Origin of the sequence: Clostridium sp. CS001 (genome assembly GCF_020443565.1) — a bacterium.
In the GTDB taxonomy this organism is placed as follows: domain Bacteria; phylum Bacillota; class Clostridia; order Clostridiales; family Clostridiaceae; genus Clostridium_AD.
The window spans coordinates 1-19,883 of record NZ_JAIZZN010000034.1 but is presented as its reverse complement, the minus strand read 5'-3'; the positions used below and the strand labels follow the sequence as shown (position 1 = coordinate 19,883).

Here is a 19,883-nt window from a genome sequence, read left to right as displayed (position 1 = left end):
TATATTTATGAGAAACAATAAATTAGCAATGTAGAAAGTGAGGTATTTATCATTTTCTACATTTTAATGTAAAAGAAAATTATAAGAATTACAGAAAGGTGGATAATATGAAATACTTTAATGAAAAAAGCTCAGAAGTATTAAAAGAGCTTAAGGTAGACAGTAGTAAAGGATTATCGAGCTTAGAGGTTAAGGAAAGATTAGAGAAGTATGGTGCTAATGAGTTTACTAAGCAAGAAAAAGGATCTATATGGGACAGTGTGAAGGAAGCACTAACTGAACCTATGATGATAATTCTGTTAGTGGCAGCTGGAATTAGCGCATTAGTAGGAGAATTTCATGATGCTATTGGTATAGTAGGTGCTGTAGCGGTAGGAATTAGCATAGGAATTTTTACTGAAGGGAAATCACAAAAGGCTGCAGACGCACTTTCAAAGATGACAGAGAATATAGAGGTAAAAGCATTACGTAATGGTAAGATTATTCAAGTAAGTAAAAGTGATTTGGTACCTGGTGATATAGTTTCAATTGAGACAGGTGATATGGTTCCTGCAGATGGAAGACTTATAACTAGTATAGATTTAATGGTTAGAGAAGATATACTTACCGGAGAGTCTGAGGATGTAAACAAAAATGCAGAAATTATAATTGACATGGAAAGTATAGAATCTAAGGGCAAAAATATTGTACAAGATCCTATTCCAGCAAAACAAAAGAATATGGTTTTCGGAGGAACATTAATTGCTTATGGTAGAGCTACCTTTGTAGTTACAGCTACTGGTGATAACTCTGAAATGGGTGAGATAGCTAAGAACCTTGAGGAAAGTGATCTTCAAACACCACTTCAAACAAAACTTGGAGATTTAGGGACGAATATTTCAAAAATATCAAGCGCTATTGCTGCGGTATTATTCATAGTTATGATTATAAAGATGGTTTTAGCAAATACTTTAGCAGTAGATACCTCGGGTGTATTTGCATTTCTAGATTCTATTGGACCAGTTAAAACTGCCTTTGTTGTATGTGTTGCTTTAATTGTTGCAGCTGTTCCTGAAGGACTTCCAACAATGATAAATATGACACTTGCAATAACTATGCAAAAGATGGCTAAGATAAATGCATTAGTTACTAAGAAAGAAGCTTGTGAAACTATAGGATCTGTAAGCGTAATATGCTCAGATAAAACAGGGACACTTACTCAAAACAGAATGACTGTAGAGAAGGTTTATCTAAATGGAAAATTTAAAGAACGAGATGAATTAAGCGATAAAAATAACTACTTTCTTGATAACTGTATTGTAAACTCAACAGCAGATATTCAAAAGGAAGATAAAGAAGTTAAATATTTAGGTAGTGCAACAGAATGTGCTCTTCTTTTATATAATGATCATTGTGATTATGTGCAAGAAAGACAAAGTGCAAAAATAGCTCATCAAATTCCATTTAGTTCAAAGAACAAGAGAATGAGTACCGTTATAGAAGGCGATGAAGGTAACACAGTATTAACAAAAGGTGCGCCAGAAATCATTCTAGAACTATGTAAATATGAACATGTTAATTGTATGGAAGTAGAGTTAGATTCAGCAAGAAGAAGTGAAATATTAGATGAGATTGAAAAGTTACAGAGAAAATCTATGAGAGTTCTTGGTTTTGCCTATGGGAATATAAACGAAGAGGTAGCAATAGCAACAGAGAACGGTACATTAGAGGAAGATTTAGTGTTTACAGGATTTGTAGGCATAAAAGATCCGTTAAGACTTGAAGTTAAAGAAGCTGTAGAAACCGCTAGAAAAGCAGGGGTTGCAACAAAAATGCTTACGGGAGATAACATTAATACAGCTATTGCCATAGGTGAAGAATTAGGCTTACTAGGAGGTAACTTTAGGGCAGTAGAAGCTACTTATATAGATACATTATCTGAAGAGGAACTTAGAGAAGAAATAAAGACTATTTCAATAGTAGCACGTTCAAAACCTGATACAAAAATGAGAATAGTTGAAGCTCTTCAAAGTAATGGAGAAGTAGTAGCAGTAACAGGAGATGGAATAAATGACGCTCCAGCTCTTACAAAAGCAGATGTAGGAATAGCTATGGGGATTGCCGGAACTGAAGTTAGCAAAAATGCAGCAGATATAATCTTAACAGATGATAGTTTCGGAACTATTGTAAAGGGAATTAAATGGGGAAGAGGTATTTATGAAAACTTCCAAAGGTTTATTCAATTCCAGATAACTGTGAATATAATTGCTTTCTTAACTGCAATTTTATCCGTAATATTTGACTTTCAAATGCCATTTACTACAATACAACTGCTATGGGTTAACATTATAATGGATGGACCACCAGCACTATCTCTTGGACTTGAACCAGTAAGAGATGCAGTGCTAAACAGAAAACCTACAAATAGAAATGCAAGCATCATAACTAAACGAATGATGCAAAGTATGATTTTCAATGCTTTGTATATAACTTCTATTATTATGATACAAATGAAATTTGACATATTGGGAGCAGGATTCCCGAAAGAAGGAGCTGTAGGTTCAAATGAAATGCAGACAGTACTATTCGCATTATTTGCTTTTAGTGCATTATTCAATGCCTTTAACTGTAGGGAATTTGGAACAGATAGTATCTTTAAGAATATTACAAAGAATACTATATTCTTAAAGATAATTGCAGCCACTGCAGTAGTACAAATATTTGTAACTGAAGTATTTGCAGACTTCTTTAATGCAGTACCGTTAACAGCTACTATGTGGTTAAAAATACTTGCTTTATCTTCACTTGTAATAGTGGTTAATGAAGTTGTAAAATTAATTATGAGACCATTTGCAAAAAAAGAAAAGCAGGTTGAGTTAGAATCAGATGGAAAGATAGCAGCTTAGTAGTTTCCTATGAAAACAAGTAGGCTAGATGTCCATTAGTAAGTAAATCTAAAAGACCCATGTAGTTGAGTAAAATCAACTGCATGGGTCTTTTATGTTAAATATAAGAGCATACCTCACCTCTGGAGATACCATTAAATTCAAGGAACTTTTGATGTGCAATGCTTAAGACTTCTTCTCCCGCAAATATACCGGATTCTTTAGTAATATATACATTATCAGTAAACTTATCTAAAGGGAAGTTATGTAGCAATTCTCCATGTGATGGTATTATCCCATAATCTGAATGCTTAATCATGGGGTAGTCTAATAGAGAATCACCAGCAGCTATTAGCATATTTATATCTTCTAACTGCATTATGTAGTTTATAGGATCGTATTTATTTATACAATTAGGTACCATATATACCTTTCGCCCTTGTTTTGATAGGCTATAATTATGCTTTAAGCAAATAGAATCTAATTCTTTTAAATAACCTAAATAAATCATATTGTCTAGCTTGTCCTCATCTATAATAGAGTAAATAAACAAGTCCTCACAGGTTTTATATGATTTCACCAGAGTACTTTCTAAAAAGAAACTACATAGCTTTATCATATCTTGAGCAGACACAGTTTTCTTAACCTTACTAGAAATTATATCTGACCAAGATTTAAGCACTAGACCATTCTTAAGGATGATACCACCATTGGCAACTACTGCATACTTAGGTTTTATTTCTTCGTAAAAGTATTTAATCCTTGTATATTCACTTTGCGAACGAGTGGTAACAGGTATAAATAGCATACTTTCATTTATAAGTTGTAGTGTATAGTCCATGGATTTAGTTATGCAACTGAATTTATCTTTATAAAAATCCACGGGAAAGAGTTTTTCTTCATTAATTAGTTTACAATGCCTTGAAGAATATATGATAGTACTATCAAGGTCCGAGGCAAATATCATAAAAGCACATCCTTTGATTATATATCTTCTTTTTCTTTAGACTTTATAATGCCACAACAGGAGTAACACATATCTGTATATATTTCTACAGGTATGTTCTTTTCCTCGGCCAACTTAAATATATGTTTTAAATTTGGATTTTCAAAGGAATCAACTAGTATCTTCCAAGGTATTCTTCTTAGGAGAACCCGTGTGGTTTCGCCAATTCCTGGTTTTATAAAATTTATACTTTTAATTTGAAACTTGTCTTTAATGCTTTCCATATCCAGAAGGCCCTTGCACTGTAGAAATTCATCATCAAAGGAAATATCAGTAGCAACCTCTGAAGCATTATCTGTATCTGACAGCATGTCTATATACTTTTCATCTATACTATTGAAACAATTACATATTTCATCTATATAGAAGTTAGAAACATCTACGGGTAACAATTCACTATAAAACTTTGTGCCGTGAAAATCATTACTACTAATGAATTTATCATTAAGTACAGTTCTACTTACAAGACCTGAGACTGTAGAATTAAGACAGGCACTTGGAATTAAAAAATCTTCCCTAGTTCCGTACATAATGCAGCAATGGGCAGGGTCAGATAATACAGCCAAATTTGAATTTAAAGTAATATTAAATTCTTCATATAGATCATTACAAGCTTTTGTTAAAGTATGCTGAATAACACCTTTGCCTGTCCAGCCATCGATGAACTGTATTTCTGAGGAGGGGTGATTCTTTAATATATGCATAAGTGCATTTTTGTCTATTCCCTTATCACGGATTATGGAAATGCTGTAATGAGGGACAGTTATATTATATTTAAACTTTATATATCTTTTAATCAATATACCAATAGGAGTGCCAGCCCTAGCAAGGGAAACCAAAACAATGTTCATCCCTCTTTCAGCTATAATTTTTTCGCTTAGTACGCATACCAGTGAAGCAAGTTTAACTTTTGATTGCTCTAGGGTACTATAGAAAATATCCATATATTCTTTTGAGGGAATATATTCTATAGGTAACATTTCAGAATAATGTATTCCACTTTGTATAGCATTTTCTCTAAATTCATTATCTTCTTCCACTATCAGTTCAGATATGTCCTTAAGAAGGAATATAGCATCTTCCACTGGATAGCTTCCTGAAAAAGTACAGGGATTCATTTAAATACACCTCTTTCTTATTAATCATCTTTTTCAAAGATGTTAATCATCTGCGATACTGAAATATCAACCTTTCCAGCCTATAAATATAATAGATTTTACATGAAAATAAGAAAAGATCCTATTGAGTTCTTCTTTTTTCTCCTGTGTTAAAGGTTTTTCAGAAAAGAAGAATACCTGCTCATAGAAGTTATCAGGGATATTATAAATATAGTTAGTTATAGTGTCATCCTCAGGGCTTTGGAAAGCAACCTTATTTTTATTTCCATAAGAAGCTATACTTCTAGCATGAACAGGGCTTCTTGTGGTGGAATGAAAATAAACATTATCTCCAAGAAGTGCACCTATACTACAAGGAAGGTATATAAACTCGCCAGTTCCCATGCAAAGACAGTTGCCTGTAGTTCTTTCCTTTTTCAAAACTTCTGCTATGGATTTGATTTCGTCTAAAATCATCTCATTATCTTCTGAGTTAATTCCAAATCTTCCGGTGGCCTTGTTGTAGCTTTCAATGCTATCAGCTATTTCAAATACATAATCTTTAGATGGAATTAACTTTGTAGAACTAGAAGGGCAAATTATAGTGTCACTAATAATATCTTTTGATTTATTACATTTAATATCACCTTTTATCAATGAACATACCCTAACATCTATATTTTTTTCATCCTGAAACATTTTATAGTTATCCGCATTTCGCCAGTCTAAGATGGATATTATTCCAAAATATTTCCCGGGAAGGCATCTTATTAAATTCAAGGCAGATTTGCCTGTAGTAAGCTCATCATCTATTAAAACTATGTCATCAAATTTACTGAAGAAGTCATTCTCGTAGGGGTAAATTAAATGTTCCACTGCATGAGAATGTTCCTCGTTAAAAAACAAAGCAGGTTCTATGGAAGTTATTTTTTCTCGTGTGGTATGAATGTAAGAGGCATTAGTAAAATTCCGAAATACGGCTTGAGCAAGACCTGTGGCTGTCTCTGCAAAACCTATAAAAAGAGTTTTATTCTTTAATTTTATTGGTGTATTTAAAATATTATGGATACGTTTCATGTTGATTGGATCATTATAAGAGTCAGTATCTTTTCCAGCACATTCTAAGCCGAGTCCTTGAGTTACATGAGATGCATCTAAAGAAATAAGGGCATCTATTAATTCGTTAGTAGGATAGTCAGTGGAGTCTTCTCTTTCATTAATCCAAAGACGTGCTAAAATACCACCAATTACATTAAGGGTATCTGGAAGCATTGGAATATGTTTTCCTATAACCTTGCTTACAAAGAGAAAATCTCTATTTTTATTTTCTCTTGCTGACATAGTAAAGAGTTTGGACACTGGTATGTTGCATTTATTTTCTTTTATATTAAGCAATATTTCTAAGCTATTATCTATATTGTAATGAACTAACCCATTGCAATAAGTCTGTGAATGATTTTCCATCTTCAAATACCCCCATTATTTTAGCTCTTAACAGTATTTCTCTAGCCCATTTTTCATGGGGTTTTATCTCATTCATTTTATTTGAGTAATCGCTCTTAATTACTCCATTAAGAGGTGAGTTTAAAATATTACATGCATCAATATAGTCTTCCTTAGAAACTATCATAAGAGAATTTACTATAGTCACTTGGGTTGGATGTATAACTGTTTTACCAGTTAATCCATTAGCCCTATCTAAGAGAGTTTCTTTAATAAGAATATTGTTGTCAAGGTCTAAAAATTTACTGTAATATTCATAAACTACCCCAGAGATTACATAGCCGTCTCTCTTAAAAACATTTATTATATCGCTAATACAGTCACTTACTACTGCTATATTATATATGGTAAAGTCTTTGCTTCGCCTTAGACTATATAACCCAGAAAAATCTGTTCCACCAATTCGAATATTTAGAACATAGTCTTTGTATCCATCTAGGATATGCTTTATCTTAATTAGTTCATCTATTCGAGTTTCTTTGTGTATTATACTGGGGCTTTCTAAAATTGGCATTCCATATAGAGTCCTTTTATTTGATATATTATATTCTTTTAGTATAGAAAAATATTTCTCACCAAGCTCAGTATCAAATTTAGGAAAGATAAAACCGCAAAGGCCCATGAGAGGTGATTTCTTTAGCAGCATTTGAAATTGATTAATATTCCGAACCCTAATAAATATTAGAGGAAGGCTGTGAGCAAAAGAACAATTGTCTTCTAAAAGGATGGCTATACTTTTAAAAAGACTAATAATATTACTTTCAGCTTGTACAACTTGATTTGAAGATACAGAGTCTTCAATGCAAATAGTAATGGTATGGGCACCCATGTTTTTGCTAGAAAGTATGTCCTTAAGCAAATTCTGACGTGTTGCCGGCATATATAAGCACGCACCTAAAGCATAGGATAACTCTTCCTTAGAAGAAAATAGTCCATAAGATGAAGGGGATTTATAAAACATATCTTGTGAAGTATCAATATCATTAAAATAACGCATAATCATTCTCCATTTAGTAAATTAATCCGCAGTTGAAATATAACAACTAGGACTGATTGTAATATTTAATTATAACATATATCCAAGTAAAGTTACATATTGCACACAGTAATTACTTAATATTGAAAAACATCTTTAGATGTTTATAAAATCAATGAAAAGGAGTGAAGTCTACTCTATATGGTACATTATACAGTAGACTTCACTATTTTTATTATTATGAATTTGTGAATATTTAGTTTTGAAGTTACTCTAAAGTTCAGCAGCTAGATTATGACTTGTAACTACATCAACATTGTTCTTGAATAAAAGAATTAAAGATATGATTAACATAATTGTTCCGAAAACTAGAAACGCTATATGATAACCACCAATGGCAGTTATTATAACTGGTACTACAATAGAGCCAAATAGATTATACAATACGTGAAACAACATAGGTGCTAGTATTGATTGGATTTTATTATATACGATAGCTATAACAACCCCCATGATAAATGTATAAATTCCTTGAAGCATATTTCCATGAGCTAGAGCAAATATAGCACCTTGAAGAATTATAGCTATGATTATATTTAAGTGGTTTTTCAATTCATTAAAAATTAGTCCTCTAAACAAAACCTCTTCAAATATAGGAATTATTAAAACAACTGAAATAACACCTAAAACAGAGTTTGTATTTGATGCTATCGCATTGCTTGTTTCACTATAGCTTGGAAATTTGTTAATTAATAAACTTACTAAACTACTAGAGACAAATGCCAATCCTATACAGGACAATATTATTATTGAAGAATTCTTCAAACTTAATTTTCTAAACTTGCATAGTTGAAATAAGTTTAGCTCTTTTTTTCTAAACATTAGCACATAAATTCCCAAAGTTATAACGCCAGCAACAGCAGCGACTAAAAATTGATTTTTTAATATTAGTGCAGTAAGCTCAGATTGATTAACTTTACCAACATTCATTACACTATAAATTAGTCCATATGCAATTGAACATATAAATGTAGTAAATATATAAATCATAAAGTATAAAATTACTCTACCAAGCATTTTTAGATATTTCATATTAACCCTCCTAGTTATTCAAGCTTTTTCAATAAGATTGCGTTTATTACATATTATAACATGAAATTATATTGTTGAGACTTGCGTTTAGGATGAAATAAGCTACGGTTAGGGTGTTTTATAGTTTTAAATAAGTATTTAGCGTTTAATTTAGATAGTTATCAAGTTATATAAATTAGGATATCCATTTAGTAATGCTCCACTAATAAAGTAAATGTAACTTTATTAATGGAGTATTAATTTTTAAATAGATTATAGAGCCTAAATGAATTTTATAATTAAGTAATACAAAAAAGAGCTTGCAAAAAAAATTATAAGTTTAGATAAATCATAAAAAGTATGTACTTTATCTTTGCTATGATTTCTAAAGTAATACTTGTCCATAAAATGAAAAGCAACACTAACTGTAGCAGTGGTTATACCTGCGTCTAAAGCTAAAACAATGTAATTTGTCATAATTTCTCCCTTCAAAAAAAGATTAATAATGGAAGCGTACTAAAAGTATGTCATTGCAAATGAGAATATGCTATAAAAGCATTCATATACTCACCAAATATAAAAGAGACATACAGAAGTAAAATTTCTAAGTGCATGTATACCGGCCACTACCCAAAAGGGTGATTGAACCTTACTTTTATAAAATACATATGAATATGCTAAAAGTATTTCAATAATAAAGGTTTGAAAAATATATTTAATATTATAACAATGACTTAATCCGAAAAATAAGACAGATATAAGAATAATGATTATAGTAAATCATTTTAAAATAAAGGTAAATGTAAGTCCAATCATATTTAAAGCACTATGAATCAAGGATGTAGTTAAAATTGGTTTGTTATTTTTAGTTTTATACACAGTATATGAATATGATAAAAATAATCCTGTTAAAAATCCTGATAATGAATATAATATGCCATACATAACATGAAGAAAACCAAAGCATACTGAGGATATAAATATAGAAATATAATATTTATATTTATTTTGCGAAAAAGTCTTAATACATTCGTCTATTATAAGTTTCTGAAATAGTAAAGTTTCTATAAATGGAGAGATTATAAGTATAAATAGTATATCAATTAAGATATTATCTTGAGATGGGCCTGAAATATTATAATGACCTAGTTTTTGTGTTATTAAAAATATAGGTACCATTAAAAATCGATTAAAAAAGAATGTAATAATTGGCATTAATAAAATAAACTTAATTCTAGGTAATTTATATAAATAATTATGTAATTTTATTAAACGCTTCATGCATTATACCATCCTATCTATATATTTAAGATTTTTATATATTAATATTTATGAAAACTAAAAATACATCATTGCTACAGAAATAAAATTTCTAAGTGAATGTATAGCAGATACTACCCAAAAAGGTGATTCAGGTTTATTTTCATAAAGTACATAAGAATATGCTAAAAGTATCCCCACAATAAAGGTTTGAAACATATAGCTAATACTATAATAATGACCTAACCCAAATAGTAAGGCAGATATAAAAATAGCAATTATATTATTATTTTTTAATTTATGTATTTTACAAACTAGGTATATTATAAGAGTTTGTGATGTTAATGTTTCGCAAATTGGTGCTATAATACAGCCTACAAAAACTTTATATATAAAAAGTGAAGGATATGCAAGTGGTCTTGCATTAGGTGTTTTTGATATAGAACTTAAAAAATGCAAAATCGGATAAAATGGTATCAAAATCACAAAAGTTAAAAGTGTCATTATTATAATGAATTTAGGAGTAGAAAGATTTTTGAAAAAATTATGAATTTTTGATAAATAACTCACTTAGAACACTCCTTAAAAAAATATGGTATATAAAACTAATTATTAAAATTATATGTAAATGAACATATTAATGTAGTAAATATGTATTTATACATATTGTAGCATGGAATTATATTGTCGGAGCATACGTTTAGGGTGTTTCTGTAGTTTTAAATAAATAGTTAGTGTATGATTTAGGTAGTTATTAGGATATAGAAGTATGGTTAAGGATAGTAAGGCTAAACCAGGTTGTGAAATTGTTATAAGTTAAGAAAGGAAATAATTAATATGGCTTTAAGATGTGAAAATCTCAATCAAGAGAAATCTAAAAAAGATTTTTCTATAACTTATTGTTTTACGATAAGTATATTATTAATATTTATTAATCTTAGTATAGATATTATAATTAGAATATTTATGGGAAGTAGTAATATGACAAATCCATACATTAGAGGGTTTATTAACAGTATGGCTGATATAGTTATAATAATTTATGTTTGTAGAAAAAAGGAATTTACAATTATAAATTTATTTAGTTTTAAAAATAATAATAGAATATCTATTATTGCTATATTATTGGTTATCATTGGATTTAGAATTATTTTTTCAGAAGTTAGTAACATATTAGAGTTCATTATTCCTAGAAGTAATGAAAGTTATAATTACAACAATTGTATTTTTGGAGGAAAGATAAGTCTTCTAGGATCAGTTCTTTATGTAGGAGTTTTTGCACCTATATTAGAAGAGATTTTATATAGAGGAGTCATATTAACAGGTTTATTGAGGAATTACAGTAAAAAAGTTTCAGTAATCGTTTCCTCACTAATATTTGCAGCAATGCACTTTAATATTTATATTTTAATTACTGCATTTATTATGGGCTTATTTCTTTCATGGATTAGATTGCAAGGAGATTCAATTATAGAATGTATAATTGCTCACTCAGTTTATAATTTATTACCAAGAATTTTGAGTTATATATTTAATATAAAAATCAAGGGATTCAATACTGATATAGGCAATGTTGTTCAGTTTCAACCGTTGTGGTTTATTATACTAGGTTTTAATTTTTTGTTGTTAGGAGTAGTAATTTTAAAAAACTATTCAAAAAATAAACATATCTTAGATTCAACTAATAATATTAATACTCAAATTTGATATAAATAAAATAGAATGATTATACATATTAATTCAGCGATATTTATGGAGATTTTATTTTCTATGTGTAAGGTTAAAACCACCGACTTTCAGTCGGTTAGCTTTTAGCATGGAAACTAAGGATGCTTTAACGTTGCAGTAAATATGATAAAGCAGTAAAATTATATTGGGTGATAAAAATGGTAGATTACAGAAAAGATGCTCATACTGTATATGATATAAAATATAACATAGTATGGGTAACAAAATATAGATATCAAATATTAAAAGGGCCAATAGAATACAGATTAAGAGACCTATTAAAACAGGGATGTTAGGCAATGGGTATAACTGTTGTACAAGGAAATATAACAACAGATCATGTCCATATGTTGGTATCATGTCCAACAAGTATAGCACCATCAAAAGTAGTACAATACTTAAAAGGTAGATCATCAAAGTTAATACAAGATGAATTTCCAGAATTAAAAAAGAGATATTGGGGACAGCACTTATGGGCAAGAGGATATTTTTGTGCAACAGTTGAAAGTGTAACTGAAAAAATGATAAAACAATATATAGAAAATCAAGGCAAGGATGAAGACGATACATTTAAAGCTACAGAGGGAGTTAACTCGCAAACTTTAGAATACTTTTAGTATTAAACTTTAGTCGGCTTCAGCCGAAAAAGGACTTTCAGTCCTAAAAGCAACCACCTACTTTCAGTAGGTGGTTGTTGAGTTCTACTATGATTTTCATAATGATATTTGTCCATGTTTCGAATAATTAAAAATTTAATTGAGAACAGTATAGCTGCAATTAAGGTAGAAATAATAAATTATTTATATAAGCGTATAAATTCCTTGGAGCATAGTTACATGAGGGATAGTGAATAAAACATCTTCAGATACAGGTATAATTGAAATAACACCTAAAGCACAATTTGTATTTGAGGCTATAACTTTACTTGTTTCACTATAGCTTGGAAATTTACTCATTAATAAATTTACTAGACTACAGGAGAAAAATACTAACCCTAGGGAAGATAACTTCTCGGCCTCTGGACATAGATTGCCACTACCAGGAAAAGGTGCTTCAGGTGACTTTCTATACTTATTCACCAAAACAGGCATAATTGTTGACTTTATTTCTAACTCTGAGCTACAGTTGTTAATGATTTACCTGAATTATTATGTCTTTTTACAGATCCTAGTTTAAATTCTGCACTATATTGTTTAGATATATATATCATTTTCTTCACTTTTAGTATAAAACGAGTCTATTATGTCTGCCGAAATGGGGAAGGGAAACATTTTGCAAGTTATAGTTATTGTTTTAGAACTAAGTAAATAGAGCTTAATAAAATGTATATAGATAAAATGATAAAAAAAATAAAAATCTTATTATGCAATAAGTTCATTTTAATAATTATAGTAATTATAATTATAATTATAATAATAATAATAATAATAATAATAATTATTATTATAGGGTTTTTTGTGTATTTAATCATACCGTATGATAATAACATAAGGATAATTAATATATATGCGAGTGTTTCAGAATAAATTTTCATGTGTTCACCTCGATTAAATTATTTAGTACTGTGGAGTATTTTCTAAGCACTAATGTTTGATTAGTTTGTTTTTTTTGAAAATACAAAGCAATTTCAACTTTATGCATAATTTCAAGAACAATCGATTTATTAATAAGGTTTTAAATCGGGTTTTTACAACAAAAGTAAGTTGATGTTTTTGAGTTTATACATTATTAGAACTATAAGAACGGAAATATATTTACACAATAAAGTAAAGCTAAGTTTAAATAAAAAACTTAGCTTTATTTTTACATTAATTAGTTATTTTTCCAACCTTCAACGACGCCTTTTCCAAATTTATAAGTTTCATTTATAGCACAAACAACTCCACCAAATAAAGCTATGCCTCCTAATACACTCCCGCCGTGAACATCACATAATTCATTTTCTGTCAATTCAATACAGTTTATATTTTCCATAATGGTATAACCTCCAAATTAATTTAATATTACAAAGTTTTGAATAATATAATAACGAATACTTATATTACAGTTTAAATAGTAAAAGTAAATAACACATTATCCATTGACACCCTTTTTATATCTCCAGTACTCTTTATTATTATTTCTTTCTTCAGAATTGCTCATTGCCTTATCATAAAGGTCATGAAGTTTGCGACCCACAAATACACCTAAGTCATGTGAGAAGTCATCTCCACCACCACCATTAACATCTATCAACTCATTTTGACTTAATTCTACCATTGTTCATCAATCTCCTTTGTATGTTTATTATGTTATTTATCCTCGTACAAGGTTTTAATTATTCTCAAATAGCTACTTGATAATTTAAAGTATAACATAAAAATACATCATTACCACATTCATTCAGGGTCAAAAATCCAACGTTTAGGGTGAGTTTAACTTTTTGCATTGTATTTTATATATAATATTCACTATAAAAACTAATCATATAATTAATTATATGTTGAAAGTTACATATTATAAATGGAGGATTACTAATGAAAAATATTTTTAAAAGATATGTATGTATTAAGCAGCATGACTATAAAGATTGTGGAGCTGCTTGTTTAGCAACTATAGCAAAACAGCATGGGCTTAAAATTCCTATTTCTAAAATACGTGGAACTGCAGGAACAGATAAGCAGGGGACTAGCGCTTTGGGGCTTATAAAAGCAGCTGAAAAGGTTGGATTTTCATCTAAGGCAGTTAGGGTAACAAAACCTGAAGATATTTTTAGTGAGTTTCCATTGCCTTGTATTGCTCATGTAGTAATAGATGGTTCACTACTGCATTATGTGGTCATACATAAGGTAAGCAAAAAAGAGATTTTAGTGGCTGACCCAGCAAAGGGAATGGTTAAATATGTTCCAGAAGAGTTTTTTAAAATATGGACAGGTATATTGATATTTATGGTTCCGGATGTTGAGTTTAAAAAAGGGGATGAGACTAAAGGTTTATTTTCAAGATTTATTCATCTTCTGAAGCCTCAGAAAAAATTAATGATAAATATATTTTTTGCGTCTATAGTTTTAACCTTATTAGGAATAATAGGTTCTTTTTATTTTAAGTTTATTATCGATGATATACTTCCCTATGGATTAAATAAAACTTTACACATACTTTCCATTGGAATAATTGTATTAACTATATTTAAGATTTTACTAGGGGCATTTAGAACTCAGCTTCTTCTATACTTAAGTCAGAGGTTAGATATACCATTGATGCTTGGGTACTATAACCACGTTATTGAACTTCCTATGAATTTCTTTGGTACAAGAGAAGTGGGTGAGATTATATCTAGATTTAATGATGCATCAAAAATAAGAGAGGCTATTGCGGGAGCTACCCTTACCATTATGATAGACACATTTATGGTTATCTTTGGAGGAGTGCTTCTTTATACTCAAAACAGTACGCTTTTTACTCTTACTTTGGTTCCCTTAGTTTTATATGGAATTATTGTTTTTTCGTTTAATAAACCTCTAGAAAAAGTAAACAGAAGAATTATGGAAGATAATTCAAAATTAACTTCTTTTTTAGTTGAATCATTAAATGGTATCCAAACTATAAAGGCATTCAATGCAGAAAAGCAAGTTAATGGTGAGACGGAAAAAAGATTTATAAAGCTTTTAAAAAGTGTTTTCAAAAGCGAATGTATTGGTAATCTTCAAAGTTCCCTAGAGGGTGGAATAAGAGCTATATTTGGAATTGCTATATTATGGATAGGAACATATGAAGTTATGCAAGGGAAATTAACAGTAGGACAACTTTTGTCATTCAATGCATTACTCGCTTATTTTCTAGACCCTATTGAAAACCTAATAAACCTTCAGTCAGGACTTAAAACAGCTACGGTAGCTGCAGATAGACTTGGGGAGATATTAGATCTTGAATTAGAAAAAAGCAAGGATGAGGATAAAAAGATAAATCCAGCTTCTTTAAAAGGTGATATAGAATTTAAAAATGTTTCATTTAGATATGGAACAAGGCAGCTTATTCTTGAAGACTTAAATTTACATATAAAATCAGGAGAAAAAATAGCTCTTGTAGGGGAAAGTGGATCTGGTAAGACAACATTAGTAAAGCTTTTATTAAATTTTTATCAATGTGAAAAAGGCGAGCTTTTAATAAATGGTTACAACATAATGGATATAAACATAGAGGCGTTGAGAGATAAAATAGCATATATATCACAGGATATATTCTTATTCAAAGGAACAATTAAAGAAAATTTATATTTTGGAAATGAAGAAGTTGATTTTGAAAAAATGGTTGAAGCTTGTAAAAAATCAAAAATACATGATTACATAAATGAACAGCCATTAAGGTATGATACAATGGTCGAGGAGAGTGGATCTAATCTTTCAGGAGGACAAAAGCAGAGAATTGCAATAGCTAGGGCAATACTTAGAAAACCAGATATACTAATCATGGATGAGGCTACAAGCAGTCTAGATTCAATCACAGAAAAAGCTATAGAAAAAACAATGTATGAATTTAGTAAGAATACAACAACACTCATAATTGCCCATAGATTAAGTACAATTATGAGATGCGATACCATTTGTGTTATGAATAAAGGTAATCTTATGGAAAGTGGATCACATGAAGAACTAATAGATAAAAGAGGGCGATATTATGAACTTTGGAAGGAGCAACTTCCAGATAGTTATGGGGTTAATGATTGTAGCGAAGTAGCAGTAACTGAAGATGTGGGAGAGGATATTTATGAAAAACGTAATATATAACCTAAAAGATATAACAGATAGCAAAGAATTATTGGAAGCAAAACCTCATCCCTTCACTACCATGCTAATTTATATTTTAATTGCATTTTTAGTGATTTCAATAGCGTGGTCGTATTTTGGAGAAATAGATATAGTAATTAAGTCAAATGGAGTAGTACGACCTAACGAAAAAGTAAGCAAGATTATTAACAAAATACCTGGAAAAGTAGAAAGTATAAATATACAGGACGGTCAAAAGGTAAAAAAAGGGGACGTTTTATATACCATAGAATATGGCAATCTTACATTAGAACAAAAAACTTTTTTTGATGAATTTAAAAAGGTTAAAAAGGAAAATGATAGCCTTTCTAAGTTAAGAAAAAGCATTGTTGATAATAAAAATTGCTTTGATAATAGTAAAGAAGAGGAAAAAGATTATTATTATAAATATTTAAAATACCATTTAGACAATGAAAAGTTAAGATTAGAGAATAAGCAATCAAAAATTACTTTGGAACAAACTAAAAACACCAAATCATTGAATCAAAAAAAATTGGATATGCAAATTAGTAATACAGAACAAGAGATAAAGCATTTAAAAAAACTTCAAGAGTCTATAACAAAAAGTAAAGATTTATATGCAAAGGATGATAGTTTATTTAAAAACAAATTCGTAGATTACAAATCAAGCATTGAAAAGCTTGAAAATACAGTAGCTCAAAGAATAATAGCTTTAGAGGTTATAAAGGAAAAGGAAAAACAAACCTCAGTAAATTATGATAGTGAGTTAGAAGATGGAGGAATAGCATTTCTTAATGCAAAAACAGAGTTAGAAAAATATAAAAATGATTATATTATTACTATTGTAAATTCAATCGACAGTAATAATAATACTTTGAAAGACACTCAATATAATATAAAATTAATAAATAATAAAATAGATGATTTAACTTCCTCCCAATATTACCGTGAATTTATAATAAACGCCATAAAACAAAATACTGATTTGTTTGCTAAAAATAAAGTGCAAGAGAATAATATATATTATAGACAATATAAAGATTATAACTATAATTTACAAAAATTAAACAATGCAAAATCAGTAGCGGCAGATATATATGGTCAAAAAACTTTAGAAAATGCTAAATTAGATTTAGAAAGGTATAAGAATGAATATATGTTAAACATAAGAAAAAGCATCTTAGATGAAAAAACAGTTATAGCAGATTTAGATGCTTCTTCACCAAAAAAAATATTGATAGAACAACTGATTATTAATTTACAGACTTTGGAGCAATCCATTAATCAAGATAGAAACTTATTTTCATTAGCTAATTTAGAGTATTATAATAGATTTTTAAATTACAAGGTGGATGTAAAAAAACTTGAAAATAGTATTGAACAAATAATAAATAGTTATAGAAATAGCGAATTGGATAATGCTTATACAAGTTTAGAAAAATACAAAAATGAGTTTTTACTAAGTCTTAATAATAGTATTAAAGAAAATGAAACTACAATTCAAGAGTTAAACTTAAATTTATCAAAAAATAAAAATCAATTAAGTAATATTGAAATAACCCTTAAAAATCTTAGTATTTTAGAAGAATCTATAAATAAAGGTATAAATACATTTCCAAGCAATAATAAGGAGTATTATAGCAAATACATAGCTTATAGTTCCAATATAAGTAAACTTAAGAATAATGTAGATCAGTGTGAGAAAACAATAAAAGACATTGGAGTAAAACAAAAAAATTCCATTATAAATATTAAAAAAGAATTAGAACAAACTGAAATTGCACTTAAAGATGAAAAATTAAATATGTCTAAGTTTAATAATGAGAGTTTATTAAATATTAGCATTGAAATTGATAAAAACATAAAAATTCTACCAACATTGGGAGTGGAGTTAGAGCTAAATTTTGAAGATTCCAGTTTAGAAGAGATTAATATAGAATATTCTAAGACTCTGATGTCAAAGTACGAAATAGATACATTAGTTAGTATTGACGAAAATATAAAAGTTAATAAAAGCAAAATAGAAGAATTAGATAAAAACCTAAAATCTATTAATATTAATATAGATGATTGTAATGTAAAGGCTCCCATGGATGGAGTAGTAAATATTATTAAAGATGTAACTGTTCAAGAATTATTACAAAGCGGAACTGAAATAGCTACAATTATTCCAGATAATAACGCTAAGTATAAAGTTCAGTTGTACTTATCTAATAAGGATATAGCAAATATAAGAGTAGGAGATAAAGTAAAATATCATTTCGAGGCACTTCCATATAAAGAGTATGGTGAACTTACAGGTACACTTGTTAAAATAAGTACGGATGCAAAGGTGGACCAGCAATCTGGAAATAGCTATTATGCTGTAGAATCTTATGTGGAAAATATACCTTTATATAGTTATAAAGGTAAAAAATCAGAATTAAAATTAGGAATGTCCTGTGAGGCACAAATAATAACAAAACGAAAGAAAATTTTATATTATCTTCTTGAAAAAATAAATTTAAAGGATTAAATTATCATCTTTGAGACTGTAATATTAACGTAGTATTTTATTCAACTAAAAGAGGTATGGACTAATGTCTATAACTTTTTTAGTTTTAGTCATTTAAAGAACATATAACTGAAAGAATGTGAGCATACACTTTAAATGCAAAACAGCTGAAAAAAAGGGGAAAAACTGAATATTTCAATCGTTTTGAACCACTCGTGCGCAGTACATTGAGCCATACCGACGCTCTAAATGAGCCACCCTCACGCAAGTAGAGCCACTTGGCTAACATGAGGGTGGTATTTTTATTATTTGATACCCTTGCGTTTACGCATGGAATCCTCACCTTGGATAGTTATTGTATATGAATCGTATATAATTCTATCTAATATGGCATCAGCTAAAGTACCTTCGCCAATTTTAGAATACCAAGCAGCAGTAGGAAACTGAGAACAAAATATTGTTGATGCTACCTTGTGTCGAGATTCAACTATCTCTAGAAGGTCCCTAGCTTCGCTGTCTGTAAGTGGTACTAGGCACCATTCATCAATAATTAATAAACTAACATTCCTATATTGCTTCATTATTTTTTTATAAATTCCTTCACCTCTTGCGACAGCAAGTTCGTTTAATAAATCAGGAAGACGTACATACTTAACAGTATAAAAGTTTCTACAAGCTGCTATGCCGAAGGCAGAACTAATGTAAGTCTTTCCCGCACCTGAAGCACCAAGAATTATTATGTTATGTTTTTCCTGAATATAATTACATGTTGATAGTCTAATTATTTCAGCTTTATCTAACTGCCTGTCGGCATGGTACTCTATATCTTCAATGCAAGCATCAGTAAAGTGAATTTCTGATTTTCTGATGAGTCCCGATAATTTATTGTTTTTTCTTCTAGCCCATTCAGTATCAACTAGTAAGCCGAATCTTTCTTCGAAGGATAATTCGAGTAGCCACGGAAACTAATATGAAAAACTTGAGTTTCTATAAAGTAATTATAGTGCCCTAGGTTTTATGCTCGGAGAGCAGTTGGGGAGAAAAATAGGCATAGCAAACAAGCCTACATGATGCAGAAATTTTCAGAAGAAATATTCAATTGTTAAAAAGCTACTGTA

16 protein-coding genes and 2 pseudogenes are annotated in these 19,883 nt (G+C 29.4%); 5 read left to right on the top strand and 13 right to left on the bottom strand.

The window, feature by feature from the left end; genetic code table 11:
- Positions 1-107 precede the first annotated feature (107 nt).
- Positions 108-2,885: a calcium-translocating P-type ATPase, PMCA-type gene (locus tag LGK97_RS17185; RefSeq protein WP_226261029.1), complete on the top strand. Its 2,778-nt coding sequence runs from the start codon at positions 108-110 to the stop codon at positions 2,883-2,885.
- Between the two features lie 97 nt (positions 2,886-2,982).
- Here the strand turns inward: LGK97_RS17185 and LGK97_RS17180 are convergent, their stop codons facing one another.
- The 9 genes from LGK97_RS17180 to LGK97_RS17140 all read right to left on the bottom strand — a co-directional run bounded on the left by LGK97_RS17180 (position 2,983) and on the right by LGK97_RS17140 (position 10,347).
- On the bottom strand, positions 2,983-3,831 hold the full coding sequence (locus LGK97_RS17180) for an HAD family hydrolase (protein ID WP_226261027.1): 849 nt from the start codon (positions 3,829-3,831) through the stop codon (positions 2,983-2,985).
- Positions 3,832-3,848: 17 nt separating this feature from the next.
- Complete coding sequence (locus LGK97_RS17175; RefSeq protein ID WP_226261025.1) at positions 3,849-4,988, bottom strand: cysteine protease StiP family protein; 1,140 nt, start codon at positions 4,986-4,988, stop codon at positions 3,849-3,851.
- Between the two features lie 66 nt (positions 4,989-5,054).
- Entirely contained in the window at positions 5,055-6,431 is a 1,377-nt protein-coding gene (locus tag LGK97_RS17170; protein WP_226261023.1) for a phosphoribosyltransferase family protein, read from the bottom strand.
- The gene (locus LGK97_RS17165) at positions 6,376-7,467 is read right to left on the bottom strand and encodes an HpcH/HpaI aldolase/citrate lyase family protein (RefSeq protein ID WP_226261021.1); all 1,092 of its coding nucleotides are present in this window, start codon (positions 7,465-7,467) and stop codon (positions 6,376-6,378) included. The genes LGK97_RS17170 and LGK97_RS17165 overlap by 56 nt, the downstream gene beginning before the upstream one ends.
- Before the next feature lie 252 nt (positions 7,468-7,719).
- Positions 7,720-8,538 carry a CPBP family intramembrane glutamic endopeptidase gene (locus tag LGK97_RS17160; RefSeq protein ID WP_226261019.1) on the bottom strand — a complete coding sequence of 273 codons (819 nt, stop codon included), beginning with the start codon at positions 8,536-8,538 and terminating at the stop codon, positions 7,720-7,722.
- A 261-nt stretch (positions 8,539-8,799) separates the two neighbouring features.
- Positions 8,800-8,994, bottom strand: a complete 195-nt coding sequence (locus LGK97_RS17155) for a hypothetical protein (RefSeq protein ID WP_226261017.1) — start codon at positions 8,992-8,994, stop codon at positions 8,800-8,802.
- 90 nt (positions 8,995-9,084) lie between these two features.
- Positions 9,085-9,282, bottom strand: coding sequence for a type II CAAX prenyl endopeptidase Rce1 family protein (locus tag LGK97_RS20050; protein ID WP_413228448.1), 198 nt, complete (start codon positions 9,280-9,282; stop codon positions 9,085-9,087).
- A gap of 15 nt (positions 9,283-9,297) precedes the next feature.
- A complete protein-coding gene (locus LGK97_RS17145; protein WP_226261015.1) occupies positions 9,298-9,798 on the bottom strand; it encodes a CPBP family intramembrane glutamic endopeptidase in 501 nt (166 codons plus the stop codon).
- A gap of 57 nt (positions 9,799-9,855) precedes the next feature.
- Positions 9,856-10,347, bottom strand: coding sequence for a CPBP family intramembrane glutamic endopeptidase (locus LGK97_RS17140; protein ID WP_226261013.1), 492 nt, complete (start codon positions 10,345-10,347; stop codon positions 9,856-9,858).
- A 267-nt stretch (positions 10,348-10,614) separates the two neighbouring features.
- On the opposite strand from LGK97_RS17140, the gene LGK97_RS17135 reads away from it, so the two are divergent.
- Together LGK97_RS17135 and tnpA are read left to right on the top strand one after the other, a co-directional pair.
- Complete coding sequence (locus LGK97_RS17135) at positions 10,615-11,484, top strand: CPBP family intramembrane glutamic endopeptidase (RefSeq protein WP_226261011.1); 870 nt, start codon at positions 10,615-10,617, stop codon at positions 11,482-11,484.
- Between the two features lie 179 nt (positions 11,485-11,663).
- Positions 11,664-12,122 (top strand): annotated as a pseudogene (gene tnpA, locus LGK97_RS17130) (IS200/IS605 family transposase).
- 183 nt (positions 12,123-12,305) lie between these two features.
- Here the strand turns inward: tnpA and LGK97_RS17125 are convergent.
- The 3 genes from LGK97_RS17125 to LGK97_RS17115 all read right to left on the bottom strand — a co-directional run bounded on the left by LGK97_RS17125 (position 12,306) and on the right by LGK97_RS17115 (position 13,764).
- Positions 12,306-12,596, bottom strand: a complete 291-nt coding sequence (locus LGK97_RS17125) for a hypothetical protein (protein WP_226261009.1) — start codon at positions 12,594-12,596, stop codon at positions 12,306-12,308.
- A 721-nt stretch (positions 12,597-13,317) separates the two neighbouring features.
- Positions 13,318-13,479 (bottom strand): hypothetical protein, encoded by a 162-nt coding sequence (locus tag LGK97_RS17120; RefSeq protein ID WP_226261007.1) that lies wholly within the window; start codon positions 13,477-13,479, stop codon positions 13,318-13,320.
- Between the two features lie 99 nt (positions 13,480-13,578).
- Positions 13,579-13,764: a hypothetical protein gene (locus tag LGK97_RS17115; protein WP_226261005.1), complete on the bottom strand. Its 186-nt coding sequence runs from the start codon at positions 13,762-13,764 to the stop codon at positions 13,579-13,581.
- A 257-nt stretch (positions 13,765-14,021) separates the two neighbouring features.
- Here LGK97_RS17115 and LGK97_RS17110 point away from each other — a divergent pair, with 257 nt between their 5' ends.
- Together LGK97_RS17110 and LGK97_RS17105 are read left to right on the top strand one after the other, a co-directional pair.
- Positions 14,022-16,271: a peptidase domain-containing ABC transporter gene (locus tag LGK97_RS17110; protein ID WP_226261003.1), complete on the top strand. Its 2,250-nt coding sequence runs from the start codon at positions 14,022-14,024 to the stop codon at positions 16,269-16,271.
- Entirely contained in the window at positions 16,252-18,786 is a 2,535-nt protein-coding gene (locus tag LGK97_RS17105; RefSeq protein ID WP_226261001.1) for an HlyD family efflux transporter periplasmic adaptor subunit, read from the top strand. Before LGK97_RS17110 ends, LGK97_RS17105 begins: the two co-directional genes overlap by 20 nt.
- Before the next feature lie 284 nt (positions 18,787-19,070).
- Here the strand turns inward: LGK97_RS17105 and istB are convergent.
- Positions 19,071-19,715, bottom strand: a pseudogene (gene istB / locus LGK97_RS17100) (IS21-like element helper ATPase IstB); the annotation flags it as partial.
- Positions 19,716-19,883: the final 168 nt, after the last annotated feature.